This window comes from Armatimonadota bacterium (assembly GCA_039679645.1).
Classification (GTDB): domain Bacteria; phylum Armatimonadota; class UBA5829; order UBA5829; family UBA5829; genus UBA5829.
This window is the reverse complement of the sequence record JBDKUO010000049.1, coordinates 21,564-47,792: the sequence shown is the minus strand read 5'-3', so window position 1 is coordinate 47,792 and position 26,229 is coordinate 21,564. Positions and strand designations below refer to the sequence as shown.

At 51.7% G+C, this 26,229-nt stretch carries 23 protein-coding genes; 8 read left to right on the top strand and 15 right to left on the bottom strand.

Features of this window, described 5'->3' with window-relative positions; genetic code table 11:
- Positions 1 to 202: 202 nt before the first annotated feature.
- From ABFD83_10020 to ABFD83_09995, 6 genes are all read right to left on the bottom strand, one after another.
- Positions 203 to 1,972: a hypothetical protein gene (locus ABFD83_10020; protein MEN6357408.1), complete on the bottom strand. Its 1,770-nt coding sequence runs from the start codon at positions 1,970 to 1,972 to the stop codon at positions 203 to 205.
- Positions 1,957 to 4,239 (bottom strand): hypothetical protein, encoded by a 2,283-nt coding sequence (locus tag ABFD83_10015; protein ID MEN6357407.1) that lies wholly within the window; start codon positions 4,237 to 4,239, stop codon positions 1,957 to 1,959. Before ABFD83_10015 ends, ABFD83_10020 begins: the two co-directional genes overlap by 16 nt.
- A 351-nt stretch (positions 4,240 to 4,590) precedes the next feature.
- Complete coding sequence (locus ABFD83_10010; GenBank protein ID MEN6357406.1) at positions 4,591 to 4,932, bottom strand: P-II family nitrogen regulator; 342 nt, start codon at positions 4,930 to 4,932, stop codon at positions 4,591 to 4,593.
- A gap of 14 nt (positions 4,933 to 4,946) precedes the next feature.
- Positions 4,947 to 6,401 (bottom strand): ammonium transporter, encoded by a 1,455-nt coding sequence (locus tag ABFD83_10005; protein ID MEN6357405.1) that lies wholly within the window; start codon positions 6,399 to 6,401, stop codon positions 4,947 to 4,949.
- A 115-nt stretch (positions 6,402 to 6,516) separates the two neighbouring features.
- Positions 6,517 to 7,257, bottom strand: coding sequence for a TorF family putative porin (locus ABFD83_10000; protein MEN6357404.1), 741 nt, complete (start codon positions 7,255 to 7,257; stop codon positions 6,517 to 6,519).
- 160 nt (positions 7,258 to 7,417) lie between these two features.
- Positions 7,418 to 8,119: an RIO1 family regulatory kinase/ATPase gene (locus ABFD83_09995; GenBank protein ID MEN6357403.1), complete on the bottom strand. Its 702-nt coding sequence runs from the start codon at positions 8,117 to 8,119 to the stop codon at positions 7,418 to 7,420.
- Between the two features lie 68 nt (positions 8,120 to 8,187).
- Between ABFD83_09995 and ABFD83_09990 the strand changes: the two genes are divergently transcribed.
- Genes ABFD83_09990 through ABFD83_09980 form a run of 3 tightly spaced genes read left to right on the top strand, consistent with a single transcriptional unit; the run spans position 8,188 to position 13,754 of the window.
- Positions 8,188 to 11,160, top strand: a complete 2,973-nt coding sequence (locus tag ABFD83_09990; protein ID MEN6357402.1) for a glycosyl hydrolase — start codon at positions 8,188 to 8,190, stop codon at positions 11,158 to 11,160.
- 30 nt (positions 11,161 to 11,190) lie between these two features.
- Positions 11,191 to 11,406 carry a type II toxin-antitoxin system HicB family antitoxin gene (locus ABFD83_09985; protein ID MEN6357401.1) on the top strand — a complete coding sequence of 72 codons (216 nt, stop codon included), beginning with the start codon at positions 11,191 to 11,193 and terminating at the stop codon, positions 11,404 to 11,406.
- A gap of 17 nt (positions 11,407 to 11,423) precedes the next feature.
- Complete coding sequence (locus ABFD83_09980) at positions 11,424 to 13,754, top strand: cation-translocating P-type ATPase (GenBank protein ID MEN6357400.1); 2,331 nt, start codon at positions 11,424 to 11,426, stop codon at positions 13,752 to 13,754.
- Between the two features lie 5 nt (positions 13,755 to 13,759).
- Here the strand turns inward: ABFD83_09980 and ABFD83_09975 are convergent, their stop codons facing one another.
- A complete protein-coding gene (locus tag ABFD83_09975; protein ID MEN6357399.1) occupies positions 13,760 to 13,969 on the bottom strand; it encodes a hypothetical protein in 210 nt (69 codons plus the stop codon).
- Positions 13,962 to 14,375 carry a hypothetical protein gene (locus ABFD83_09970; GenBank protein MEN6357398.1) on the bottom strand — a complete coding sequence of 138 codons (414 nt, stop codon included), beginning with the start codon at positions 14,373 to 14,375 and terminating at the stop codon, positions 13,962 to 13,964. Before ABFD83_09970 ends, ABFD83_09975 begins: the two co-directional genes overlap by 8 nt.
- Before the next feature lie 104 nt (positions 14,376 to 14,479).
- On the opposite strand from ABFD83_09970, the gene xerC reads away from it, so the two are divergent.
- From xerC to hslU, 3 genes are all read left to right on the top strand, one after another.
- Positions 14,480 to 15,376 carry a tyrosine recombinase XerC gene (xerC, locus tag ABFD83_09965; protein MEN6357397.1) on the top strand — a complete coding sequence of 299 codons (897 nt, stop codon included), beginning with the start codon at positions 14,480 to 14,482 and terminating at the stop codon, positions 15,374 to 15,376.
- 4 nt (positions 15,377 to 15,380) lie between these two features.
- Positions 15,381 to 15,914: an ATP-dependent protease subunit HslV gene (hslV, locus tag ABFD83_09960; protein MEN6357396.1), complete on the top strand. Its 534-nt coding sequence runs from the start codon at positions 15,381 to 15,383 to the stop codon at positions 15,912 to 15,914.
- 122 nt (positions 15,915 to 16,036) lie between these two features.
- On the top strand, positions 16,037 to 17,515 hold the full coding sequence (gene hslU / locus ABFD83_09955) for an ATP-dependent protease ATPase subunit HslU (protein ID MEN6357395.1): 1,479 nt from the start codon (positions 16,037 to 16,039) through the stop codon (positions 17,513 to 17,515).
- Between the two features lie 168 nt (positions 17,516 to 17,683).
- Here the strand turns inward: hslU and ABFD83_09950 are convergent, their stop codons facing one another.
- From ABFD83_09950 to ABFD83_09935, 4 genes are all read right to left on the bottom strand, one after another.
- Complete coding sequence (locus ABFD83_09950) at positions 17,684 to 18,016, bottom strand: DUF86 domain-containing protein (protein MEN6357394.1); 333 nt, start codon at positions 18,014 to 18,016, stop codon at positions 17,684 to 17,686.
- Positions 18,013 to 18,303 (bottom strand): nucleotidyltransferase family protein, encoded by a 291-nt coding sequence (locus ABFD83_09945; protein MEN6357393.1) that lies wholly within the window; start codon positions 18,301 to 18,303, stop codon positions 18,013 to 18,015. Before ABFD83_09945 ends, ABFD83_09950 begins: the two co-directional genes overlap by 4 nt.
- Before the next feature lie 219 nt (positions 18,304 to 18,522).
- Positions 18,523 to 18,987, bottom strand: a complete 465-nt coding sequence (locus ABFD83_09940; GenBank protein ID MEN6357392.1) for a ribonuclease HI family protein — start codon at positions 18,985 to 18,987, stop codon at positions 18,523 to 18,525.
- Positions 18,984 to 19,697 (bottom strand): C4-type zinc ribbon domain-containing protein, encoded by a 714-nt coding sequence (locus ABFD83_09935; GenBank protein MEN6357391.1) that lies wholly within the window; start codon positions 19,695 to 19,697, stop codon positions 18,984 to 18,986. The genes ABFD83_09940 and ABFD83_09935 overlap by 4 nt, the downstream gene beginning before the upstream one ends.
- A 124-nt stretch (positions 19,698 to 19,821) precedes the next feature.
- On the opposite strand from ABFD83_09935, the gene ABFD83_09930 reads away from it, so the two are divergent.
- Positions 19,822 to 20,475, top strand: a complete 654-nt coding sequence (locus ABFD83_09930; GenBank protein ID MEN6357390.1) for an alpha/beta fold hydrolase — start codon at positions 19,822 to 19,824, stop codon at positions 20,473 to 20,475.
- Between the two features lie 125 nt (positions 20,476 to 20,600).
- Here the strand turns inward: ABFD83_09930 and ABFD83_09925 are convergent, their stop codons facing one another.
- The 3 genes from ABFD83_09925 to ABFD83_09915 form a co-directional block, all read right to left on the bottom strand.
- Entirely contained in the window at positions 20,601 to 21,590 is a 990-nt protein-coding gene (locus ABFD83_09925) for a Gfo/Idh/MocA family oxidoreductase (protein MEN6357389.1), read from the bottom strand.
- A gap of 16 nt (positions 21,591 to 21,606) precedes the next feature.
- A complete protein-coding gene (locus ABFD83_09920) occupies positions 21,607 to 22,596 on the bottom strand; it encodes a Gfo/Idh/MocA family oxidoreductase (protein ID MEN6357388.1) in 990 nt (329 codons plus the stop codon).
- A gap of 93 nt (positions 22,597 to 22,689) precedes the next feature.
- Positions 22,690 to 24,027, bottom strand: coding sequence for a dihydrolipoamide acetyltransferase family protein (locus ABFD83_09915; protein MEN6357387.1), 1,338 nt, complete (start codon positions 24,025 to 24,027; stop codon positions 22,690 to 22,692).
- A 275-nt stretch (positions 24,028 to 24,302) separates the two neighbouring features.
- Between ABFD83_09915 and ABFD83_09910 the strand changes: the two genes are divergently transcribed.
- The gene (locus ABFD83_09910) at positions 24,303 to 26,228 is read left to right on the top strand and encodes an aconitate hydratase (protein ID MEN6357386.1); all 1,926 of its coding nucleotides are present in this window, start codon (positions 24,303 to 24,305) and stop codon (positions 26,226 to 26,228) included.
- Position 26,229 lies beyond the last annotated feature (1 nt).

Below are 26,229 nucleotides of genomic sequence, written 5' to 3'. Positions count from 1 at the left end.
TGCAGGTGCTGCCCGTTAATTTCATGTAATGCACCCTGCGGTCAAAACCGTGGCAACAACTACACAAAGTCGGCCTTCGCCGACTGGCATCTCCAGTATCCGAAGGGACACTTCGTGTTTTTGTGGCCGTGATTTCAGTCGCACGGTTACAGGCACTCTTTGTATGGGCAGCACCCGAAAGCACGATATTCCCTTTTTCAAGCTAGCGATTCAGACGGGCTAGAATCTCCTGGGCATCACAATTGCCGACATGCTCTTTTGCCCGGATAGCAGACATACCGACTACAGGCGGATATGCCATATCATTCTTCATTCGCGGCTCGACATACTCGATCACGTCAAAGACCAGATGACAGGCATCTTCATAGGTCAAGCCGGTGAGGCGAGAGACATAACGTGTAGCGCGGTCGATCAGTTTGAGGTTGGATGGGACAACATAGATCATATAATTGCCCATCACGCGCCCGAGGCGGACCATAATGCACGTCGAGAGAGCATTTAGCAGCATCTTCACCCCGGCCCGCTTTATCCCATAAAGTAAAAACTCATCGCCGATTGAAGGCAAAGTAACTGATGGTGAACCTGCAAGACGGTCACATGCTTGTATGAAACCGACCTTCGCACCTGATTCAAGGACAGACTGCGCTGCCGCCTGAAAAGACTCATCGCCGTCATCAAGGACAAATATGGCCGCGTCACCCTGACCAAGAGGACGCAGGTCCATTCCATCCCGGCCTATCCTGAACCTGTAAATCTCGCTAAGAGATATTCGCTTGATGACCTCATATCGGTGCGAGGAGTCGATATCACCGACCATCTCACGGACCTGATCTTCAGACCATTCTACTGCCCGCAGTTTTCGCTTTAGCAGCCTTTGCCATGCGTCGGTTGTGGTCTTGCCGGGAGTAAACAGAAATGCCCACGAATCGGACGCGCTCGGGTCATCCCACTTCTTGAACGGCGGGATGCAAAATGTGGGTGAACGCTCGGTCGTATCTGTAAGCACATCTATTGCCAATTGGTCGGCGAAGTAGTTGACCTTGCCGCCAGAGCGATAGACCGATTCTTCCATCTCGACCAGGTCTGCAAGTTGACGCAACGTCTGCTCGGAGCGCAGGGCTGAGAGCATGCTTTCCAATGATTTGAGGAATTGGTGGGGGATATTTGCCTCTTCCATGGCTGTTATCCGATCTAGATTCCTCACTACAATCTCAAGTATAGTCACCATTACGCAGAGTTGGATTGTGGTAGCCTGCATGCGGGTTGAACCTGTAATAGCCATCGGGCCGGTCGTCAGGTTTATCTTCTCTATCCGTGGCTCGTCTATGATCTCACGCGAACGCTCGACATGTTCGCGCAGGATATCATCCGGATTGTTGTATACGAAATATACCTTTGCGCCGCTCTCCAGGGCTTGCCAGGCTGTGCCTATGACCCATGAAGTCTCGCCGCCTTCGGTTATGGCAAAAACGACATCATTCGGTCCGACTCCGGCGTCTGCAATCTGACGCCTGCCGAACTCGGTGATATCCTCAAAACCCTCTACAGACTTGATCAGAGCGAAGTCTCCGCCCGCCATAAGACTGACTGTGCGGTCTTCCCATTGTGAGCCCCTGCCCTGCCAAAAATCCCGCCATATGGAGTCTATTAGTATGCTTAGTCGTCCGGTTGCGCCACACCCTGTGAAGAAGATCCGTCCGCCGGATTGCAGAGACTTTGTGACCACATCAGCTATCTCATTCGAGCGACCTGACTCGACCCATTCGCGATACTTCGCAACCACATCTTCATCGACCTGGAAGAGCAGGTCGAGCGCAGCGCCAATGTCCTCTTGCGCCACTTCGCTCAGGTTCGCCGTAACCGGATGAGATGACTCAGTCACAAGCTCGCCCAGCCTGAACTGGCCGCTAATTTCGAGAAACTCTTTCGCACGAGCACGCGCAGTATCACTTATTATCAACTTCTTATCCATTGCATCCCTGCCGCATTCATACTCGTCACTCCATCTGAAAAGTGGACATCGACTAAATGTGATTTCTTTAGGTTTACATGCACCGAGTCAACTATATCCTCATATGGATATACATAAATCTTATCGCCTGCGCGCTCTACCCGGCAGTTCCATGCGCCAAAGCTGCCGTCCTTGCGCTCTATCACGTATGCAGATGTCAGAGCTACTTCTTCCAGGCACTTGAAGTGCTCGTGCACGTCATTATCGCAGCAGCCGCCTTGGTCCCAGTAGCCGCCGGTGACCGTATCGGGCGGAGCTTTCCACCAGCCGCTGATCATATCCACATACTGCTCGCCTATCACACGCTCGCGCCTGGCACCAGAGCCCGGATTGTCATCATCCTGATCCCAAACGCTCGCCCGTATATACGGATCGACAACGAACGCCCAGCGAAGCTCGCCTGAGTCCGAATCGATCATCTGAACACACGCGCCGAGGGTCTCCATTGTCTGCCTAAGCAGGTCTTCACTGCCGTTGAGAAGATAGAGATACCATGTGGCATACGTTTTCCACGAAGACCAGCCGTGCGGAGATGTGATCATGTTCTGGTCGATGAGGACATCATACTGAGCCTCCCAGAAGCGCAGAGTACAGCCGGTCATGCGGGCATCCGGAACGATCGACTGCTCCAAACACCGATGTCTGCTTAGCAGATCGAGAGCGGCTTTCGTGTATTTATCGCGGCAGCTCTTGTCATCCTGAAGCAGGGCGAACAGAGCTAGCTGAAGGGCTGAACAGGATATCATGCCGTCTTCAAATGTTGCCTCACCCTCCGTGCCTATGTTGTCTCCCAGCCTCTGGAGATTATCAACAGCAGCCTTTGCAGAGGCCATGTGCCTCTTGTATTTATATTCCCAGTCCGAATTATCAACGGTCAGTTCTTTTTCAATCAGAGCAAGCTCGATGATGGACTTAGCAGCGTATATAACACATGTATAGTGGCCGCCGTTCTGGCCTTTGTATGAGCCGTCTTTGTGCTGATGCGTTATTATCCAGTCGGCAAGCTTTGCCGCAAGCTCAAGATCGGCTATATTTCCCTTGGCCTGGTAAAGATCGGCGAGCATGCTGATCATGGTGCAGGTGTTTTGGATTCGATCCGGCAGCAGTGTCGGAACACCGCTTTGGGTATCGAACATCAGCGGCAGGATGGTTCTGAAGTTGGCTTCTGCCTGCGCATCAAGCTCATGATCGGCGAAATGGCGCAAGGCAAGAAAACTTGAAAAGTGGCCGTACCAGCTCTCGCAGCAGCACGACGCTTTCTGTGGTTTCTCCACTGCGGCTACACGCGCCTGCTTTAGATACCACGACCATGGATGGCGCACATAGAGCCTCGCCTGCGAAATCTTGCCGGAGTCAGAAGCAGCGGTGAGAGTATATTCCCCCGCTCTCTCGGGCACAGTGAAATTACCTGTATCGAATTTTACGCTTTCACCATCCGGGCCGGTAATTTGTAAATTGACCGGATCATCGCAATAGACACGTATATTGGTAGACTCGCCCTCAGCCAAAATGTAACGGTCCGCATCCAGCATCGGAGCGGAGCACACTTTCGCCAGCACCGGCTTGATATCCGCCAAATCGCTGACTGGGATGAGAGTTATTGCCCATGACTTCGTCTCGCCCGCGGCCAGTTCACCTAAGTCCTGAGGATGCCTGGCTGGCAGTGGCAGAGAGTTCATCAGGTCAAGATTGAGTGTGTAGACCCTGTGGCCCCAGTCGCTGTCCGGCGAGTCCCCTGCCCTGTTATAGTCCAGGCTCCAGGAAGCAACCGGCTCGGGTGAGCCTATGCCGAGTATTGCGCCCTCTGGACTCATAGCATAACCCCAGAAGTGTGTCTTCTCGCACCTCAGTAGAGTCGGGAAGAGCTTTTGGTTCCACTCAGGCCGGCTCTGCATATATGTATCCAGACCTAACTTCAGACCAGCTTTGACAGGTATAAACGGCGTTCTGCCATGATTGGCAATTGCGGCAGTGATAACAAGTCTATCAGATAAGAGCGCATAATCTATCGAGAAAGAGATGGGGCCTTCGCCGCCTTCAAAATGCATAACTGAACCGCTCAGGACTATTTTATGCTTACTACCGTCCCACTCGCCATACCACTTGGGTCCGGCATATTCATTCTCGCGAAAGTCAAAGTGTTTTGATCCGATTATCAGAGATTTTATACAGCCCGAGGCAGACAGTTTAAGAGGCTCTTTCGGCATGCAATCAGATTCCTTTCTCATTTACCAAGCATGAAAAAGTATACGTTGATGCGCTTGACTAAGCAATAGGCCGCAGAGCAAACGTATCTAATTTCTGTTGGGGCAGATTTGCAATCTGACCCCTTTTGGGCTATCTCGGTATCTGTGATCCCGTTAACCGCTAAGCCTGCATATAAGCGCTAGGTAGTGGCATCAGAGATGCCATTTGGCCCTTTTCGGCGCAGATTATAAATCTGCCCGAACAAAGCGGAGACATATTTCTTAAGATGCGTTTGCCCTGAAGAGGCCGGTTTGTAATGTATGCAAGGCCCACACCATATGGCATGGGCCCTACATAATATCACCATATCACCAGGTTAGTATGCAAGACGCCTAGCGGACTGCGGATTCACCCATCTCGCGGGTGCGAATCCTCATTGCGTTGTCGACTTTGTATACAAATATCTTACCGTCGCCGATCTCGCCTGTCCCGGCTGAATCGGCTATGGCTTTCATTACGTCATCGACCATATCGTCCATAACAACAGTCTCGATCTTAACCTTATCCAGCAGGCTTACTACATATTCCTGGCCGCGATAGTGCTGAGTGCGACCTCTCTGCTTGCCGCTGCCCATCACATGCGAGACCGTGATTCCCATCAGCCCCAGGTCATCCAGGGCGGCCTTGACTTCATCCAACTTGTTCGGTCTGATAATCGCTTCGATCTTTGTCATGTCTGTATCCTCTCTTATCTCATCTCGAATTCAGGATAGGCAAGAACGCCGGTCTCAGGCATATCCAGTCCGGCAAGCTCATCTTCCTTGCTTACACGCATCGGAATGATATAGCTCATAATCTTGAAATATATGAAGCTAAATCCGAACGCCCATACCAGGAGTGTAGCCACTGCAATCAACTGGACAGTTAGTTGATGCATTCCACCACCGTGAAACAGACCAGTGATACCATTGAAAGCGCCGTCTGCAAAAAGTCCCACGCTGATAACACCGAATAGACCACAGACTCCATGCACTGATACAGCTCCGACCGGGTCGTCAACATGAATCTTGTCGATAAACGCAACACTCACACATACTAGGATACCTGCTATTCCACCGATGATGCAGGAGTCAACACAGTTTACAAACGCGCAAGGTGCGGTGATAGCAACCAAACCGGCAAGCATGCCGTTTGCGCCCATTGTCGGGTCGGGCTTGCCGCACTTGAACAGCATATAGATTACAGCGGTCGCCAGTCCAAATGCGGAAGCCAGCATTGTATTGGTGGCGACCATTGCGAACCTCAGATTGTTGCCGCCTGATGCGCCGAGTGTGCTGCCCGGGTTGAAACCGAACCATCCGAAAGCCAGAATCAATGTTCCGAGAATCGCCATCGGGATGTGATGACCGGGTATGGCGTTTGCGCTGCCGTCTCTGTTAAACTTACCTATTCTCGGGCCAAGCACTATCGCACCGGCAAGAGCACAAAGACCACCAACAGCATGAACAACACCAGATCCGGCAAAGTCACAGTAGCCTAACTTCATCAGCCAGCCGCCGCCCCATGCCCAGTTGCCGAAGAGCGGATAGAGTATCATCGACATGAAGAAGCCGTAAGCAAGAAATGACTTCAGTCTCCACCTCTCGGCCATGGCGCCTGTAGGAATCGTGCAGGCAGTGTCCATAAAAACCATCTGGAAGAGGAACAAAGCAGCCACCGCAACATCATAATAACTTCCTGTCAGGAAGAAACCAGCTGTTCCGATTATTCCCCAACCATGTATTGTAAGCTCATGCCCTCCGGCTAATGCAGGACTTCCGCCAAGGTTTCCTATCGGACCCGCATTGCCATACATAAACGCAAAACCGCATATAAAGAACCCGATAATACCTATCGCATATACTGCGAAGTTCATAAACATAGTGTGCGCGGCGTTTTTGGCTCTGGTAAAACCTGTTTCGACCAATGCAAAACCGGCCTGCATGAACATAACCAAAAAGCCTGCTACCAGCGTCCAGGTAAAGTTAATTGCGACTTTATTCTGACCGACTACATCAGCTAACTTTGATGCGAAAGGCTCGGACGCACTTGAATTCTTGAGATCATCGGCACTGGGAGCACCGCTTGTTGCGCCGACCACGTCCTGAGCGGTCCCGGTCTTGGTTCCATCCGCATCGGCAATTGCAGCAACACATGAAATCATCGATATTGCCATGCATATTAGGACAATGATTGCGCATAACCTGACTCGATACATATACATTTTCTCCTTGCTTTAATATTTGGGGACCGAGAGACCAGTCCCCCAAGTGCTTTGTTTAGAACGCCGATGATATAGTCAGTCCGGCAATGAAGTTGTTCTCATCAACGCCATTCGCCGAAAGGGCATCTTTGAGATCGCTGTTGACCATAGTCGAGTAAGTCAAGGATGGTGTAATCTTCATCTTGCCGCTCTCAAAAGGCATACTAACACCTAAAACAAGATCAACCAAACCTGTCTTGTCGGCGCCAAAATAAAAATCATTGTAGCCCGATGACGCAAAGCCTAGCTTGGCGGAAAGACTCATAGCCTTGCCGCTCTTCATAGCATAGGCGTAGCTGGTGCTAAGCGCGCCGTAGAGTCCCTTTGCCTCGTCGAAATCATAATTCAGAGCAAGTGAAACGGGCAGCTTGCTTACCAGAGGGATGTTGAAAAACATCTCCTGAGTGCTCGGATACGCCGTGTTTGGGAATGCATAATATATATATCCTGCGGACATCGACTTCCATGCGTAACTTAGCGTGTAATCCTGCTCGGTAAAATTTCCCGAATTATCATTAATGCCGGTCGTATCCATACTGCCCCAGAAGTTAAAGCTCGCACCGCTGGGGTGTGAGATGGTGACGGACGGCTGAAACGCCGGGTCTGAATTCGGCACAGTTCCACGCCATACATATTTGCTCACATAAGCAAGATCAATATTTGTCGATATACTGTCCTGAGCGTAAACCGCCCCACCTGCCATCGACAGCAAACAGACTCCCGCTGCCAGATAAGCCTGCAATCCTCTTGTTCTCATTTGTCAGTCTCCTCCTCAAAATTTGGTGCCGGAGTTGGGTATCAAAATGCCCCAAAGTAATGCACCATGCTTGTTTTAAGTATAAGGTTGGGTTATTTCGGGAGTGTTAAGCAGGAGTTAACGTAACGTATCGGTAGTGTTGCAGCTTGTTTACGTATTATCAGGACTTGTGGTGAGTTAGAAGACTGCGAGTAAGCTTACGGATGCTTTCACCGACAATACGTGCCGGCACTTCAAATGGAAGCGGGGTTGCCAGTTCGATCTTGTCTTTGTCTGTGAGCAGCTCGGGTGAAAGGCGCTGCTTTATACGCAGCACGGCGTTGTTGTCTGCGAGCACAAATTGATTAAAGAGCCACCTGGTAAACGGGTTGATCCCGCGGCCTCTATATACACATGCGGCAAAATCGACTACATATGGTTTGCCGTCGTCACCGAGCATAACGTTGCCTCGGCTGCGAAGGTCGCAGTGCGCAACGCCATGGGAGTGCATGTTATTTATAACGTCAGCAAGTTGGGTGTGAAACTCGTCTGTGAGGACTCCCTGCTCCACATGCTCAAGGCTGGTGCCCGATATGTGCTCCATGGCGAGGGCATATTTGTCCATCCGGCCTACAAGCTGAGGAATTCCCTTTACGCCCAGCAAATCCCGCATGGCTCCGAACTCACGGCGGATCAATATCGGCCCGACTATCGCTCTAAATAGGAAGTCGCTGCGCCTGAAGTCCTTTACGGCTATTTTTTTGCCGTCAATATCGACCACGCGCAGGTCCGGCCTGGTGCCTCCGGCAGTGCGGTAATAATCGATTGTGTTTTCTTCGATCAGCTTTCTATCGAGTTTGGGAAGTTTGGTAATGCGCTGCATATCTCTATTATTGTAACAGGAGATGTGAGACGTTTACAATCCGTCACTTGCTGCAGTAAAATGACCGTATGTTATCCAGCGAAACATTCAAAAACCCGCCAAGTAAATACAGGCCGCTGCCATTCTGGTTTTGGAACTCGAAACTAAGAAGAGAGGAGATCGTCTCTCAAATACACGATTTCCACTCAAAAGGTCTGGGCGGTTTCTTTATACACGCCAGGTTTGGCCTGGAGACCGAGTATCTTTCGCGCGAATGGATGGAGTGCGTCAAGTGCGCGATCAAGACCGCAGAAGAACTCGGGATGGATGTCTGGCTCTATGACGAGAACGGCTTCCCGAGCGGAATAGGCAATCTCAAAGTCAGCGGCGTAAAAGAGTATAGGTCAAAGTTTATTGATCTGACTGAGCGAGATGTATCCTCCGGCGAGAATGTGACGATTGAGTTGCCATCGGGTGAGGTCGTTGCCGCATACGCATACCGTCGTAACAAACCCGGCGATGATAAGACCGATCTTATATCCAATGTGTCCGGCAATCAACTAACCTGGAAAGCTCCACGAGGCGACTGGAGCGTGGTGGTCTATTCGAAGTGCGTGCTGGAAGACCCGAACGATATAGTCTATGGCGTCGATTACCTCAACCCTGAGGCCATGCGATTCTTCCTGGACTACACGTTCGACCCGTATGTAAAAGCGGTTGGTGAGTACTTCGGCAAGATGATCAAGGGCGTCTTCACGGATGAACCGACACTTATGCCATGGCATCACGCGAGCTGGTATACGCAGAGGCCGCATACACGAGTAGTGGTCTGGGACAATCTGATCGAATGTGAGATGAAGACCCGACTCGATATGAACACTGATCAGTTTTTGCCGCATTTGTTCTTTGAGATAGACGAGAACACAGTAAATGTGCGCCGAACGTTTTGGCAGAGTGTCGAAGACTTATACTTGAAGGCGTTCTTCGGACCGTATAAGAAATGGTGCACCGAGCACAACCTCAAGTTCACCGGTCATGCTCTATTTGAAGAGGGATTATATATCAACACGGATTTCCAGGCGGACATCGTTTCTTCGCTAGCGACAATGGACATACCCGGCGTGGACCACCTGGGTGAAGTGACCGAGACTCCATATGGCTGGGACAACCTTCCCAGGCAGCTTACAAATATGCAGGGTGAAAAATTGATAGCCTCGCTTGGGCATTGGGCGGGTAAAGAAGCAGTGGTCAGCGAGACATACGGCTGCGCCGGTTGGGGACTTACTCCTGCGAAAATGAAGTGGATCGCCGACTGGCAATATTGCCTCGGGATCAATATGCTTTGCCCGCATGCGCTCTTTTACAGCATAGAGGGGTTCAGAAAGACGGACGCCCCACCCTCCGAGAATCACATGCCCGGCTGGCAGCACTATAAAAAATTTGCTGATTACATAGGCAGGCTCTCTTATGTGATGCGCGAGGGCAGGCATGTAGCAAAAGTTGCGCTCTTTTATCCGCTAAAAGAGTTTTGGGGCAGGCATACAATCGGACTTGAAGGCGAGAAAGACCGCGTTCTGAGTGACTCTTATGATCTGTGCGCAAGCATTTTGCCTAGACTCCATTGTGACTACGATATCCTGCCTGAACAGGCGATAGCATCGGCTCATATAGATAATGGAAAGATAGTCATCAACAATGAGGAGTTCGAGGCTCTCATCGCGCCCATATCGATAACTGAAACTTCCGCCGGTGACAATGTCCGCGAGTTCATTCGGACAGGCGGCAAGTGGATACTTCCTCCGATGACCCACAGGGACCCAGACCCTGATCATCTGCGCGAACAGGCTGAAATATTGTCTGGCGAAGGCAAAGTGATCCCAGTGCTGGCGGGCACTATCGACCGGGAGAGCCTTACTCGCGCACTGGATAATGCTCTCCGCGAGGCGGTTAAGCCGGATGTAAAAATTGTTTCGCCCAGCGGAAAGCTGATGACTGATGTCAGGTATATCCACCGTGAGATAGGCGGCAAACATGCATATTTTGTAATTAACTCGTCCGACCAGGATACTAAGTGCGTGATCAGCATGGAGATTATGGGTGATATCCAAGAGTGGAACCTGGAGACTGGCGATATATCACCAGCAGCCAATGTCGAAAGGAAAGACGGCAGGTTGTGCACCCAGCGAGATTTTCCGCCGTACGGCTCCGCGCTTTATGTAGTGGACCCGGAAGTCGAGACTCAGTTCAAGCCGGTGCGTGAGATAGAAAGGACTGAACTGCTCGTATTGCCCGATGAGTGGATATTCGAGACACAGCAGCCCAACGCTCTGATACTTGGAGACATGGATTTCAAGATAACTTCATTGGGCGGATGCACATCATATTCATACACCGCCCGGTTCCAGTGTGAGCATATTCCAGATAATATCATGCTCATGCTCGACGATATTGAATACCGCGCATCGCTGATGGGTAGGATGCGTATGGCAGTGCATGTAAATGACAAGACGTGGGATGCGCCTAAGTTCGGCTCGTATCTGGATAATGGATTCAAGACTCTGGATATCACCGAGGCTATTATTGGCGGGGAGAACACGATTAAGATAGAAATTCTTCACTCGCCATGGGCGGGTCAGCCACTGGTGCTCAACTGCGCACCCATACTCTTGGGTAATTTTGCGTGTGATCGTGAGTCTAAGACTATTATAGCCCCCGCCGAGGCTGCGCAGAGCGGGTCGTGGACTGATCTCGGTTACCCGTATTTCTCCGGCACCGGCATATATACGCACAGTTTCAAGCTCCCGCGGCAGGCGAAGGGCAAGCGCATAATCGTTTCTGTTGATGATGTGAGGGATATGGTCGAGATATCGGTGAACGGCAAATGCGCTGATGCGCGGCTGTGGCAGCCATGGGAAGCCGATATTACCGATCTTGTGACCGGCGGAAGGAATACGCTTTCTATCAAGATTACAAACTCGATGACTAACTTTATAGATGCCAACCCGAGGCAGTCAGGACTTATGGGTAGAGTGAGAATATTGGCTGAGGAAAAGCGGGATTGAACCGCTGAGACGCGGATAAAGGAAAATTAGATGATCCGAAGATACAAAGTGGAAGTAACGACTGATAACCAGGGATGGGTATCAGTTAAGATACCGGCGGTCCCTGAAATACATGCCGAGGCACATACAAGGGAGCAGGCAATTCAATTTGCAGCAAACTCGATCACTTCTCATCTAAAATCGTTAGCGGAATCCGGTGAGAGTGTGCCGGATTCGGACATTGACGCAATCGTAATCGACATCTAGAGGTGTGAGCCGGTCTTTTGGAAACCCAGACTCTCGACATACCGGTCATATGGCCAAACTATTATGAAGACTGCGAACTGTGCATCTCGCGCCTGCAGGAAGCGCTGGACGATATGGACGGTGTGCACGATGTCGCCGTAGACACGAAAGCTCAGACCGTCCGCCTGACATACGACAAGAACCTTGTTACTTTTGAGGATATTAAAGAACGCGCGATAACACTGGGGGTCACGGTCAAGGAGCGATATGCGCACGAAAGGCTCCGTGTGACAGGTCTGGACTGCCCCGATTGCACTCTCAAGCTTGAAACCGCTATTCGCAAAATGCGCGGCGTTGCCTGGGCATCGCTGAACTATGCTACTTCCATGCTGATCGTCGAGTTCGAGCCGGATGTAATAAGCATAGATGCGATCGTCAAGAAAGTCCACGACTTCGGTTATGATATCGAAGCTGCGCCCGGCGCGCCCGCGCCCAAGGCAATAACACTTAGAGGAATGCGCATTGCGTTGACAGTGATATCCGGCGCATTGCTTGCTGTTGGACTGGCTTTCACTCTCGCTAAAGCCGGGCATAATCTGACTCCGGCATTCTTCATTGCCTCCGCTATAGCTGGTGGGATATATCCAGCCAGGACAGGGATTCTGAGCGCAAAGAGTTTCGTTCTCGACACAAACTTTCTCATGACTGCCGCTGCGGTGGGAGCAATCGTGCTGGGTGATTACTCCGAGGCGGCGGCTGTTGTATTTCTCTTCTCGCTCGGCTCTACGCTGGAAGCTCACACGGTCGACAAGACCCGCAGGTCGATCAAGTCGTTGATCGAAGCGTTTCCTACCCAGGCATCAGTCAAGCGAGACGGCCGTATCGAAGATATGCACCTGCATGATATTGAGATAGGCGATATAGTCATAATCAAACCCGGTGACAAGGTCCCTGTGGACGGCACTGTTGTCGATGGAGAAACGGCAGTCAACGAGTCACCGATTACAGGCGAATCCGTCCCAGTAACTAAGGCAAAAGGTGACAGGGTCTATGCCGGCTCGATAAATGGCAGGGGAGCGATAGAGGTCAGGACAACGACCCGCTCGGATGACAACACTCTGGCGCGGATTGTCCATCTTGTCGAAGAGGCTCAGTCTCAAAAGGCGCCGTCTCAGCGGTTCAGTGAAAAGTTTGGACAGATATATACGCCTGTCGTGATCGCTCTCGCAGCTCTTGTCGGGATAGGCGGGACGATTGTCATCGGCGGCGATTACAGAGACTGGGTCACCAGGGCACTGACGCTGCTTATAGTCTCATGCCCATGCGCGCTGGTGATATCGACTCCCGTAGCGATTGTTGCAGCGATAGGAAATGCCGCTCGCTCGGGCGCGCTTATAAAGGGCGGCGCGCACCTGGAAATGCTGGGCGATGTTACGATTATTGCATTCGATAAGACAGGCACTCTCACTATCGGTAAGCCGTCTGTGACTGATGTTTTGCCTGCAAATGATCACAGCGCCGATGATGTGCTTTCAATTGCAGCAGCTCTCGAATCCAGGTCCGAGCACCCGCTAGCCGACTCGATCATAGAAAAATTTCACGAGCTGAGTCTGCCTGAGCGTCCTGTCTCGTTCTTTGAGGCATTTCCCGGCAAGGGTGCGCGTGCTGTCGTAAACGGCGGCCTGTTTTATGTCGGCAGCCGCAGGCTTATGGACGAACTCGGCGTTGCTGTTCCTGAGAGCGGTCCTGTCGCTGAACTTGCAGAGTCGGGAAAGACAGTGGTCTATCTGAGCAATGAGAAGGAGCTGTGGGGAGCAATTGCCGCGTCAGATACAGTCAGGCCGAGCGGCGCGCCTTCAATATCCGCTCTCAAGCAAATTGGAATTGACCGGACTGTAATGCTCACTGGAGACAATTCCCGCACTGCTGCACGCGTTGCTCAGAGCCTTGGTATAGACGAATATCACGCGCAGCTTCTACCTGAAGACAAGCTCGCCAAAATCCGCGCTCTCGGCACAAAGCGCGACAGGGTCGCGATGGTAGGCGACGGTATAAATGACGCGCCTGCTCTTGCTGCTGCCGACGTGGGTGTGGCGATGGGCGGAGCGGGAAGTCACGCGGCAATTGAGGCCGCGGATGTCGCTCTTATGGCGGATGATATAGTGATGCTGCCGTATGCCGTCGCTCTCAGCCGGAAAGCCAGAAAAGTGATACGGCAGAATGTAGCAATCGCTCTTGGGGTCATTGTTCTCTTGATCACAGGCGCACTATGGCAGAAGGTGAGCCTTGCGACAGGTGTCCTGGGACATGAAGGCAGCGCGCTGCTGGTGATTGCAAACAGCATGCGGCTGCTCAAGCGGCAGTCCTGAATCGGTCAGGCAGCCTGATCCATCTCGTCCTCTTCAATACCGGATGCGTTTTTCGCGCACCAGTTGTCACAGTCGCGGCGGGAGCAGTAGAACATCTTCTTGCGCGTGCCTTCTTTCATTACGACGTCGGCTATGTAGGCGTTATCGCACCGCACGCACATAAGCGGATCGAGTATTTTAATAACCTTGAGCTTGCTTTTAGACGGGTTAATCATGATTTCTCCAAATTCGAGCGTTGGCTTCATTTAGAACATCGGGATGCCTGGTCAGCCTCTTGATTCGTGAGATGGCCTGGCTCTCAGATGCGCATAGTCGAAACAACCGTGCAATCTGACCGGTAATCGGCATCTGTTTCCTGGCATCAGGCGAAACTATAAGGTCTACTGCCCCATAGTGCGCGCGAATATTGCGCACGGTGCCGCTTAGGCCGGTCAAAAAGCGCAGGTTGGCCAAGTGTGCGCGTTCGATGTTGAGCACAATATTGTAGTGACCTGCAGAGGCCAAGTGGTCCAGCGTGGTTCTGACGGCTTTCAAAGCCGATTTGGTGACGTCGCCGGCAAGGTGTAAGATAGGAACACCTTCGGCATTTTTCAAGCGGATTTCATAGCCTTGCTCATTCATCGCTGTCCCAGCCCCCTGCATGTTATCGGGAAAGCGCTCTCCCATATTTAGGTATTCCATACAGGTAGACTAACATGCTACAATCGGTTGACATGGAAAAAAGTTTGGATGCATTTATTGAACACATGCGCCTTGTCGAGCGGGCAAGTGAGCATACGCTGGCGGCATATTCATCGGATGTGCTGGATTTTTTGCGCTTCTATAAAGAATCCGAAGCCCCGATAGATCAGCTTTTGGTCCGGAGATATCTTGCTAATCTGCAAAAGACTGGACATGCAAAATCCTCTGTCGCGAGGAAACTCGCCGCGCTCAGGGCGTTCTTTAGATACCTTGTCGAGCACGAACTGCTTGAAAACAATCCGACTGAAGGTGTCAGGTCGCCGAAGCAATCGCGTCCGCTGCCAAATGTTATGCGTGAAGAACAGATCGAAGCGCTGATCTCCGCCCCAGACCTCACCACACCTGAGGGACTGAGGGACAAAGCAATCTTGGAAACGCTGTACTCGACCGGCATGCGACTCAGCGAACTGCTCTCTCTGAAAATAGCCGATATTTCTGATAACACGGGCGAACTTAATGTGATCGGCAAGCGTAATAAAGAACGTGTAGTCCTGATCGGGTCGGCTGCGATGGAAGCGCTCGGACAGTATATCGAGTATGGTCGTCCAAAACTTGCCGCAAAGAGCCGGGAGGCAACCGATGCGCTGTTTCTTGGTTATCGTGGAACAAAACTTGTGGCGTCATCGGTCCGAAGGATTCTGACAAAGCACGTCGAAAAAGTAAGCGACTCACTTTCTGTCAGCCCGCATACACTTAGGCACAGCTTCGCGACGCATATGATGGACCATGGGGCCGATCTGCGAAGCGTGCAGGAGCTGTTGGGGCATGAAAATGTGACCACGACTCAGATTTACACACACGTTTCCAGGGAAAGGTTGAAGGAAGTATACGACCGCGCTCACCCGAGAGCCGCACTTGGAAACGAACACATGGAGAAATAAATATATGCCTGAAATGCATGCAACTACGGTTATTGCCGTTAAGAAAAACAACAATGTCGCTATAGGCGCGGATGGCCAGGTAACGTTGGAAACCACGATCATGAAAGCCAAAGCTCACAAAATCCGCAGGCTATATGACGACAAGGTCCTGATGGGTTTTGCGGGGTCAGTTGCGGATGCGCAGACACTTGCCGACAAGTTCGAGTCCAAGCTCCGTGAAGCTCACGGCAACCTCAAGCGCGCGGTAATTGAGTTTGCCAAGGAATGGCGCACCGATAGAGTCTTGCGCAGGCTCGAGGCAATGATGATTGTCGCTAATCAGGAGTATCTGCTGGTCATATCGGGTAATGGCGAGGTGATTGAGCCTGACGAGAATGTCGTGGCTATCGGATCGGGCGGCGCTTATGCCACAGCGGCTGCCAAAGCTCTTATCCGAAATACGGATATGGCACCAATAGATATTGTGCGCAAGTCCATGGAGATTGCGGCTGATATATGTATCTACACCAATCACGAAATAACAACTGATGAGATGTGAGTCTTGATTGCGGCAATGGTTATTACAGCGCAGCGCCCTCACCCCAGCTTTCTCCCCCAGGAGAGGGAGTCTGGGCTCTTCGCTCTCCACTCTCCGCTCTCAGCTACTTAAAGAGGTGCAACTTGAAAGAGAAAACCGAGCTTACTCCAAAACAGATAGTGGCGGAGTTGGACAAATATATAGTAGGTCAGGACAATGCCAAGAAGGCTGTCGCTGTGGCGCTGCGGAACAGGTTTCGCAGGCGTCAGCTCGGCGAAGACCTGCGCGATGAAGTGATTCCCAAGAATATTCTGATGATGGGACCGACCGGAGTCGGGAAGACTGAAATCGCCCGAAGGCTGGCCAACCTGGCGGGCGCGCCGTTCGTTAAGGTCGAGGCTACCAAGTTTACGGAGGTCGGATATGTCGGCAGAGATGTCGATTCGATGGTCCGTGATCTGGTCCAGCGCGCCGTGGCGATGGTTGAGGCAGAAAAGATAGAAGAAGTGCGCCCGATAGCCGAGCAGAGGGCTATGGAGCAGATACTCGATATTATGGAGCCTCCCGCGCGTCACTTAGGCCAGGGTGTCGTGCCGAAGCAGTGGTTCGATTCGCTTCAGAACGCTATGGGCCATATCTTCCCCGGCACAGGCAACCCACCGCCGCCCATGGAGATGCCCCAGGAGCAGGAAGAGGAACAGGCGCCGCCTGATGAATACACTCGCGACCAGATGGAGCGCAAGGAACGTATACGCGAGCGGCTCCGTGCTCAGCTTATGGCAGGCGAACTAGAAGACCGCGAGATCAATATCGAAGTAGAGGACACATCCATGCCTCATTTCCAGGTCTTCGGGCAGCAGGGTCTCGAAGAGATGGGGATGGACATGTCCGGCATGCTCGGCAACCTGATACCAAAACGGCGCAAGCGCAAGCGAGTAACCGTAGCCGAGGCGCGGAGCATCTTGGCGGACGAAGAGGCTCGCAATATGATCGATCAGGACACGATCACTCGTGAGGCTGTCGACCGGGCGGAGCAAGAAGGAATAATATTCGTCGATGAGATGGACAAGATAGCAGGTCGAGAGAGTGAGGCAGGACCGCAAGTTTCGCGCGAAGGTGTCCAGCGCGATATTCTCCCGATCATAGAAGGCTCGACTGTAATGACGAAATACGGACCTGTATCGACTCAGCATATGCTGTTTGTGGCCGCGGGTGCATTTCACGTATCCAAGCCGTCCGACCTGATCCCTGAGCTTCAGGGACGCCTGCCGATAAGAGTGGAACTTGACAGCCTAACTGAAGCCGACTTCGTACGCATCCTCACCGAACCCAAAAATGCGCTTATAAAACAATACAAGGCGCTGCTGGCTACAGAAGGTGTCGAGGTTGAGTTTACCGATGAGGGCATTCAGGAAATAGCAAAAATCGCAGCCGAAGTAAACTCATCTATGGAAAATATCGGAGCAAGACGCCTCTACACTATATTGGAGCGGCTGCTCGATGACGTGTCATTTGCAGCGCCGGATATCGACGAGAAGAATATTGTCGTGGATGCCCCTTATGTGCGCGAGAAGTTGCAGGACGTGGTTAAAGATGAGGATTTGAGCAGATATATCCTGTAAAACCGATCGGGCGTTATTTCAGATGACGCCCGAAATGGAATTGCAGGATTTTCAAAATACTGTTCTGTTTCGCACGTGATCAGATATCGCGCGCAAACATTAGCGTATGCCCGGCGGTTTCGGCAGCGAGGTTTGATTTGCGCGATAGACATGACTCAAGATGTAAAATCACATGGCAGCAAGAGCGGCTTTGATAAGCTTCTTCAGCGTGGGAATATCGCGCTCGACTACGCCCCATACTTCATCAATATCTATACGGAAGTATGCATGCACCAGAATATTGCGCATTGCTACGATCTGCCGCCAGGGAATTTCGGGATGCATCTGCTGTGTATGTTCAACGACCCCTGCAGCAGCTTCACCAATAATCTGAATATGACGCACAATCCAAGACTGAATAAGCTCGTCGCGCTCAAACGCCTCGCGCCCTTTCACGGCATACTTTTCTATCTGCTCGATTGCGTCGAGCATATCGTGTAGTCTTTCGCTGTCGTCTCTCAAAGTAGTATGGCCTCTTGAATCACACGAGGCTTGATCCTGTCTTTCAGGTTTCTCTCGGTAGCAACGTCCACTTTTCGACCCAACAGATCCTCCAGGGCAACAACCAGCGCGGCATGATCCAGCAGTGTGCGCCCGCTCTCGATATCGACAAGGAAGTCGATATCGCTAGAAGCATCATCCTCGCCCCTGGCAGCCGAGCCGAAGAGCCTGACATTATACGCGCCATACATGGCTGCTGTGTTGAGGATATCCTGGCGTTTTTGGTTTATTGTCTCACGTAGAGTCATGGTGGCCTCCATGCTTGATAAGCATTATGCTTATTTTACCACATGTTGGTTTTGGCGGTCTGCTGCTAAACTGTGTGCATGGCGGCTTCGGCAGCGAGGTTTGGTTTACGCGATAAACTGTTCTGTTTCGCACGCGATCAGATATCGCGCGCGATCTCTCGTTTCAAAAGCTGGTTCCTAATTGCATTCGGAATGACAGGTTGTAATCAGTTTTTCTGCCTATAATTCCAGTTCGCGCTGCTTAGGTTCTGATTTGGCGCGGGTTGGTTTCTTGCAAGTCTCAGTTCGCTTCTTTACACCCAGGTTTGCGAGTTCGTCCGCACGCTTGTTGAACTCTCTAACCACATGAGAGATGCTTACGCCTGCGAAATGTCGGATCAAATTTACTGCCTCGGCATAAAGAGGTTGGAGGTTTGGAGACTTGACCTTGTAGGCGCCTGCGAGCTGCCGCGCCATAAGCTGGCTGTCCGTGCTGATCTCTATCTGCGTTGCGCCTATATCAGCCGCCTCTCTGAGACCACGTATCAGAGCCTGATACTCGGCGACATTGTTGGTGGTTTGGCCTATATATTCGCCGATCTCGCGCAGGACCGTGCCGTCGGGTGATGATATCACAACACCAATTCCGGCATCACCGGGGTTGCCTTTGGATGCGCCGTCAGTATATATAATAACCTTGCTCATTCTACATCCATCAGCAGGATTCGCCCGCAGTTCTCACACGTCTCGACCGCATTGTCTTTGATCAGGCAGCCTATGGTAAAGGAGGTTATGGCTACATGGCAGCCTCCACACTTGCCTTCGACAACTTTCACTATGCCGGTACCGCCGGTGTGCTTCCTGATCGACTCATACTTAGAAAGCAGAGGCTTTTCAGTAAAACCGACTGCGGTGGATTCACGAAGTGCGGTCATCTCGACTATTTCAGCCTCAAGACGGGCTTTCTCATTGGTCTCATGCTTTATTACCTTACGCGCCTTGGCCTCGACAGTCTGAGTAATCTCGCGCACAGACTCGACCTTCGCCTTCGCTGCTTCCACCAGATCATATAGCTCAAGTGTGCGGACGTCCAGTTCACCCTGCTTTGCTTTTAGCGTCTTAATCTCGTTTTCAGTGGCGGATAGTTCTTTTGGATTTGTTATAGAGCCGGAGTACAACCGTTTTTCCATACTGCCGCGCTTCTCATCAATGGATTTGAGCTGAAGTTCACAGTCGCGGACTTCGGACTCATAGGCTGCAAGCGTCTTTTCTGCTTTATCAAGTGCGGATTTTGCTGCGGAATATTTAGCGCGAAGCTCTTTTGAGCCTGTGAGTGCGGTTATCTGCGCATTCGCGTGAGCAATCTTCACGTCTATCGCTTGAAGATCATAGAGCGCGCGTAGTTGTTCTTTCATATACGACCTCCGCGACCATATGGCCGCACTCAGATTGTATCAGAAGCCCGGGCGCATATGCAACCGGTGTTTACCTCGACAGCTTAATGTGGTATCATTCACAAGTTGGACGGAGGGATGCAATATGATCGAGGAGACAGTCACATTCAAGACGTCCAGGGGTCTGAAGCTTTCGGGAGCGCTCCTTGCGCCCGATGAGAAGCTGAAGGATATGGTCGTGTTCGCTCATGGCACGGGCAGCAGCAAGTCCAGCCCCAGAAACCGCGGCATCGCCGAGCACCTTCTTGACGCAGGTATAGGCTCATTCCTCTTTGATTTTACCGGCCATGGTGACAGTGATGGCATCCCCGAACAGTCCACACAGGATCAGCAATATGACGATCTGATAAGCGCGCTCGATTACCTGGGGTCACAGACATTCGTTCAAACGCGTTTTATGGGAATACATGGATCAAGTACCGGAGGCACTGTCGCCATACGCGCTGCAGCCGAAGACCAGCGCATACAGGTGATGGTCCTGAGGGTCCCCAGAAACTACGACATTTTGGGTTTTGCGCAGATGGTGCAGTCCCCAACGCTGATTATCCAGGGTAGCGCTGACTCGATAGTCCTGCCCGAGGCACACGAAATATATGACGCGCTGCGATGCGTTAAAGAGCTTTATATAATCCAGGGCGCAGGGCATCTGTTTGACGAAGCGCCGCGATTTCAGAGAGATATGGAAGAGGCTGCGTGCGAGTGGTTTGTAAGGTGGTTTAGCGAAGTAGCCAAGGATTAAAATACTGCTTCGGGGCATAACTTAAGATGACTGTCTTTTATCACGAAAACACGAAAGGGAAGAAACACGAAAAATAAATTTCGTGATTTCGAATTTTCGTGCTTTCGTGATTATAACTCCCAGAACTATTCAAGTAAATCTACAGCTTTACCGGTCTTCGCGGACTCATAGGCGGCAAGCGCAACCTGAAGAGCCTTTACACCGTCTTCGCCGGTTACTTTGACATCAGTATTTTCAAGAATGCTCTTTGCAAAAGACTCCACCATTGCCAGGTCGATATTATCTCCCCAGTATTCATAGGTATGGCTGCCTGCGTCATCTGAATATCTATCGATCTTCTGACCGAACATCTGCATGGATGCCATGCCGCCTGTGCCGGTGACGTCCATATTGACATTCCCCCACGTCGGAAAGCTCTTCGGGCGCGACCAACTCGCGTCTATAGTCACAAACATGCCGTTTGTGAAATCGATAGAAAGCACACCGGTATCATCAAAATCCTTGCCCAGCATGCGATTGTCTATCTCGGCATAAACACGCGCAGGCTCCGCTCCGGTCATATCGCGAACAAGGTCGAGAACATGCACGGTATGATCGATCACAGCTCCGCCGCCCGACAATGCCAAATCAGTGAACCATCCGCCCGGACACTTGCCCTGATTGGTCGCCTTGATTGCAAGCAGCTTGCCCAGATCACCTGAGCTTACAGCGCTCTTTAGTCGCGTATACGCCGGGTGAAAGCGGCAAGGAAACGCTGTCATCAGCTTGATAGAGCTGCGTTTGGCGACTTCGACTATCGCTTCGGCGTCCTGCAGTGTGCCTGCGAGCGGCTTTTCGCATAGCACGTGTTTTTCGCTCTGCGCGGCCAGGACAACATGTTTGCGGTGGTTCATATTTTCGCTGCAGACAACAACAGCATCGATATCCGAAGCGAGCATCTCCTGATAGTTCTTAAATGCCTTTACGCCAAATTGCTTTGCGGCCGATTTTGCTCGCGCGTGCTCGTCGTCGGCAATGCCGACAAAGTCCACTATATCCAACGCAGCCAACGCCTGTGCATAGGCGTAGGCATGCATGTGGGCAAAACTCATTATTCCGATCTTTACTTTCGACATTTGTCCCTCGCTATGGTTAAGCCAGCACTACAGGCTGGCCTGAACTTATCGATCTCAAGGCCGCTTCAGCAATCTTTACCGCCTCGATGCCGTCGTCCGGTGTGACATCCGGCTTCTCGCCGTTTTCCAGACAGTTGATAAAGTGGCGAAGCTCCTGATAATATGGGTTCTCAAGAGTCGGGCTTTCGGGCACTGCGATGCTCATGGTCTCGCCCTCCGCGGCTTTGCGTTCAATGACGAGAGGCGCTGAGTCTGAATTGGAATAGCTGAGCAGTCCTTTTGTCCCAGCCGCCTCGACAGATGTGATAAACCCGCTCGGCCGCGCCCAGCCGCCTTCGACGTGGGCTATGACACCGCTCTCGAACCGGATAGTAACGAGCGCATAGTCAGTCAGCGGAACCTTTGAATCAACAAGACCTCTGGCATAAACGCGACGGACCTTGCCAAAACACCACCTGAGCCAGTCAAAATCGTGAATGATCAGGTCAAGGACGACCCCACCGCTCTTCTTGTAGTCCGAATACCAGCTCTCGGGATCACGCGGATGCGCGCCCGACCTGACATTGCGAATCTCGACCACATCCCCAATGGCTCCATCGTCAATAAGCTTCTTGAGTTTGCTATACTCAGGGAACCATCGCAGGACATGCGCCACGAAGAGCGTCACGCCTGCCTCCTCGCATATGCGGGCGGCCTCCTGCGCCTGACTCACCGTTCTGGCAAGCGGCTTCTCACAAGCCACGTTCTTGCCCGCTTCAGCCGCTGCTTTGATGCATTCCAGGTGAGCGTATGTGGGTGTGCATACATCCACCACATCCACATCGACTTTGGATATCATCTCAGCAAAGTCACTGAAAGCCTGTATATTATATGTCTCGGCAAGCTTACTCGCTGCATCGGGATTGATATCGCAGACAGCGACCAACTCGGCTTCATCCATTTGAGCATATGCACAGGCGTGCACGCGGGCCATATTTCCAGCGCCGACCAGCGCTACTTTCAACATAATTCGTCACCTCAAAAAAAGCTTAGAGCGGAGAGTGGAGAGCTAAAGCCCATACCTATCACCGCTCAGTCAGCATAACACGAAAGACGTTTCTTACATGAACATCAGATATGGAGCTTCAAGAGTCTGCTTCAGGCGAGCCAGGAACTCGGCAGCCGGCGCGCCGTCCATTACCCGGTGATCGAATGAAAGACAGATATTCATCATAGATCGGACCTTGATCTCGCCTTCAACGACTACGGGCTTGTCCTTGATTGCGCACACACCCAGAATCGCGCTCTGGCCCGGAGTGATGATCGGGTTGAAGCTTTCAACACCGAATGCGCCGAGATTTGTGATAGTGAACGTGCCGCCTCTGAAATCGTCTCCACCGGCCTGACCCGATCTTGCGCGGGCAACAAGGCCTTTGATCTCTTTTGAAATCTGAGGCAGAGTCTTACTGACAGCATCTTTGACGACCGGAACAACAAGACCGGTCTCTATTGCAGTTGCAATGCCGATGTTGATGCGGTCGTTGATGATTATCTGATCGCCCTTAAGTGATGCGTTTACAATCGGCTTATCGAGAATTGCACGGGCGGTCGCCTTGGCAATTATATCCGTAAACGAGATCCGCACGCCGTAGTTCTTTTCAATATCGTCGATAATCTGGCCGCGAAGCCGTTTGCACTCGGTCATATCTACTTCAGCCACTAAAGTAACGTGAGGAGCGGTCTGAGCACTCGCCGCTACATTTTGAGCCACTGCCTTGCGCATACCCGTAAACGGAATGCTTGCGCCTATCGAAAGAGGCGGCGCTGCAGGCACAACAACCGGCGCTGGCTTGAGATCCTCGCTGGTAACCTTTCCTCTAATTCCGGTGCCCGTGATGGAACTGATGTCAACGCCCATCTCAGCCGCCATTCTGCCCGCCAGTGGAGTGGCCTTAGGAGCCAATGCGACAAAGTTAAGCACGTCCTGCTCAACTATCCTGCCGTCGGGACCAGTTCCTCTTCCGGCAAGTGCAGCTATGTCGATCCCATGCTCTTTTGCAGCACGCTTTGCGGACGGTGAAGCAAATACAGGACCTTCGGCTGCGGGAGCAGGTGCGGGTTGAGCAGCAGCCTGCTGAACCGGGGTCGGAGCGGCCGGAGCCGGTACAGCTTCTTCTTTCGCGGGAGCGCTTTCGGCCAAGAGATCATCTATCGGCTCGTCGGCTGAACCGATGATTGCGATTGTCTCTTTGACAGGGACTATATCATCCGGCTGAGCAAGGATTTTGCGAAGGACTCCATCCTCGGTCGACTCCACTTCCATGTTGACTTTGTCGGTCATTACTTCCAGAAGCGGCTCGCCTGCTTTGATCTGATCGCCTTCTTTTTTAAACCACTTGATTATCGTCCCCTCCTCCATTGTCTGTCCCAGGAGAGGCATCACCATTTTCGTGGCCATAGCATTCACAACCTTTCTATATTCGAGCGGAGGTAGTCCCGCTTGTTTGTCTTTCCTATAGAATACGCTGCTTTACAACGCTTTTCCTTCTGATAGATCGACTCTGAACTGTGAAAAATACATAAAATAGGCAATGGCAGCTCTGGGACATGCGGGCAGGAATGCCCGCGGAGAAAAATATCAAATATAAAATCTCAAATACTAAATTGGTTGTCGTGCGCTTGCGCACTTGGTATAATACCCGCTGAATCAACAATTGTGTGAAGGATGCTGATATGGGACTAAGCTTAGCAAAGAAGATAATTAAGAACCATCTGATCGAAGGCAAAATGGAGGCGGGCAAAGAAATCGCCATCCGAATAGATCATACTCTTACTCAGGACGCTACGGGAACTATGGCCTATTTGCAGTTCGAGGCTATGGGTGTTGAAAAAGTGCGGACCAAGCGCTCTGTGAGTTATGTCGATCACAATACGCTGCAGGCGGGTTTTGAGAATGCTGACGACCATGCGTATCTGCAGAGTGTAGCCGCAAAGCATGGGATATATTTCTCCAGGCCGGGCAATGGGATCTGTCATCAGGTACAGCTTGAGAGGTTTGACGTGCCGGGAGATACGCTGCTCGGCTCGGACAGCCACACGCCGACCGCAGGCGGGCTCGGTATGCTCGCAATAGGAGCGGGCGGGCTGGATGTGGCTGCGGCTATGGCAGGACAGCCTTTTTACCTGCCGATGCCGGAGATTTGCCTTGTTAAGCTTTCCGGTAAGCTGCAGCCGTGGGTGTCGGCAAAAGATGTGATCCTGGAAGTGCTCAGAATATTGAGCGTCAAGGGCGGCGTCGGCAAAATTATCGAGTATGGCGGCATAGGCGTCGCGAGTCTTTCGGCAACGGATCGGGCGACGATAACAAATATGGGCGCTGAGCTTGGTGCCACAACCTCGATATTCCCCAGCGATGACATCACACGCGAGTATATGGCTGCTCAGGGCCGCGAGAATGAGTGGCGTGAACTTAAGGCCGACGCCGATGCCGAGTATGATGGAGTTATCGAGATAAACCTAGACAATCTTGAACCGATGATCGCTATGCCGCACATGCCGGACAAAGTGGTCAAGGTTGCACAAGTTGAGGGCACTATAGTTGATCAGGTGGCGATTGGAAGCTGCACAAATTCATCCCTGAGAGACCTGGTGGTCGTAGCTGGGGCGTTGAAGGGTAAAAGTGTACATCCGGGAGTCAGTCTGGTTATATCGCCGGGCTCCAAGCAGGTCTTCGAGATGATCGCGAGAAACGGCGCGCTGGCTGACTTGATAGCATCAGGGGCGCGCATACTGGAGTCGGCATGCGGGCCGTGCATAGGAATGGGACAGGCTCCCAAGACAAAAGCTGTCTCCATAAGGACATTCAACAGAAACTTCGAGGGCAGAAGCGGAACAAAGAGCGCAAATGTATATCTGGCGGGGCCTGAAGTTGCTGTAGCGGCAGCGATACACGGCGTGATTACAGACCCGAGGAAGCTCGGAGTGCCAGTTAAGTTCGACTACCCGGAAAAGTATCTGGTTGACGACAGGATGATCATCGCACCGTGTAATGAGCCGGAAAAGGTGGAGGTAGTCAGAGGGCCTAATATCAAGCCTCTCCCGCAGAATACTGCCCTGTCGGGCACGCTGGCAGGCAAGGTCCTCCTCAAAGTGGGAGACAATATCACGACAGACCATATAATGCCCGCAGGCGCAAAAGTTTTGCCGCTGAGATCGAATATACCGGCCATGTCCGAGTTTGTCTTCACTGCGGTTGACCCGGAATTTACCAAACGCGCAAAAGAATATGGTGGCGGCTTTATCTTAGGTGGAGAAAACTATGGTCAAGGTTCATCGCGCGAGCATGCGGCTTTGGCTCCAATGTATCTAGGTGTAAAGGCTGTGATAGTAAAGTCTTTTGCCCGGATTCACAGACAGAACCTGATCAACTTTGGAATATTGCCTCTCAAACTTGCTGATCCGGCAGACTATGATCTTGTCGAGCAACTCGATGATGTTGAGATTGCAAATATAAACGCTCTCAAAGCCGGAGCCGGTGAACTTGAGCTTGTAGACAAGACAAAGAATACAACCATTAAGCTCACGCACGACCTGTCTGAAAGAGAGATAGACGTGGTAATGGCCGGTGGAAGACTCAATTACATAAAAATGCAGGGGTAGA

Excerpts from the sequence above, each read along its gene's own strand:
- ABFD83_10020 (MEN6357408.1), bottom strand. The coding sequence starts at position 1,972 with ATGGATAAGAAGTTGATAATAAGTGATACTGCGCGTGCTCGTGCGAAA.
- ABFD83_10015 (MEN6357407.1), bottom strand. The coding sequence starts at position 4,239 with ATGAGAAAGGAATCTGATTGCATGCCGAAAGAGCCTCTTAAACTGTCT.
- ABFD83_10010 (MEN6357406.1), bottom strand. The coding sequence starts at position 4,932 with ATGACAAAGATCGAAGCGATTATCAGACCGAACAAGTTGGATGAAGTC.
- ABFD83_10005 (MEN6357405.1), bottom strand. The coding sequence starts at position 6,401 with ATGATTTCATGTGTTGCTGCAATTGCCGATGCGGATGGAACCAAGACC.
- ABFD83_10000 (MEN6357404.1), bottom strand. The coding sequence starts at position 7,257 with ATGAGAACAAGAGGATTGCAGGCTTATCTGGCAGCGGGAGTCTGTTTG.
- ABFD83_09995 (MEN6357403.1), bottom strand. The coding sequence starts at position 8,119 with ATGCAGCGCATTACCAAACTTCCCAAACTCGATAGAAAGCTGATCGAA.
- ABFD83_09990 (MEN6357402.1), top strand. The coding sequence starts at position 8,188 with ATGTTATCCAGCGAAACATTCAAAAACCCGCCAAGTAAATACAGGCCG.
- ABFD83_09985 (MEN6357401.1), top strand. The coding sequence starts at position 11,191 with ATGATCCGAAGATACAAAGTGGAAGTAACGACTGATAACCAGGGATGG.
- ABFD83_09975 (MEN6357399.1), bottom strand. The coding sequence starts at position 13,969 with ATGATTAACCCGTCTAAAAGCAAGCTCAAGGTTATTAAAATACTCGAT.
- ABFD83_09970 (MEN6357398.1), bottom strand. The coding sequence starts at position 14,375 with ATGAATGAGCAAGGCTATGAAATCCGCTTGAAAAATGCCGAAGGTGTT.
- hslV (MEN6357396.1), top strand. The coding sequence starts at position 15,381 with ATGCCTGAAATGCATGCAACTACGGTTATTGCCGTTAAGAAAAACAAC.
- ABFD83_09945 (MEN6357393.1), bottom strand. The coding sequence starts at position 18,303 with ATGACTCTACGTGAGACAATAAACCAAAAACGCCAGGATATCCTCAAC.
- ABFD83_09940 (MEN6357392.1), bottom strand. The coding sequence starts at position 18,987 with ATGAGCAAGGTTATTATATATACTGACGGCGCATCCAAAGGCAACCCC.
- ABFD83_09935 (MEN6357391.1), bottom strand. The coding sequence starts at position 19,697 with ATGAAAGAACAACTACGCGCGCTCTATGATCTTCAAGCGATAGACGTG.
- ABFD83_09930 (MEN6357390.1), top strand. The coding sequence starts at position 19,822 with ATGATCGAGGAGACAGTCACATTCAAGACGTCCAGGGGTCTGAAGCTT.
- ABFD83_09925 (MEN6357389.1), bottom strand. The coding sequence starts at position 21,590 with ATGTCGAAAGTAAAGATCGGAATAATGAGTTTTGCCCACATGCATGCC.
- ABFD83_09920 (MEN6357388.1), bottom strand. The coding sequence starts at position 22,596 with ATGTTGAAAGTAGCGCTGGTCGGCGCTGGAAATATGGCCCGCGTGCAC.
- ABFD83_09915 (MEN6357387.1), bottom strand. The coding sequence starts at position 24,027 with ATGGCCACGAAAATGGTGATGCCTCTCCTGGGACAGACAATGGAGGAG.
- ABFD83_09910 (MEN6357386.1), top strand. The coding sequence starts at position 24,303 with ATGGGACTAAGCTTAGCAAAGAAGATAATTAAGAACCATCTGATCGAA.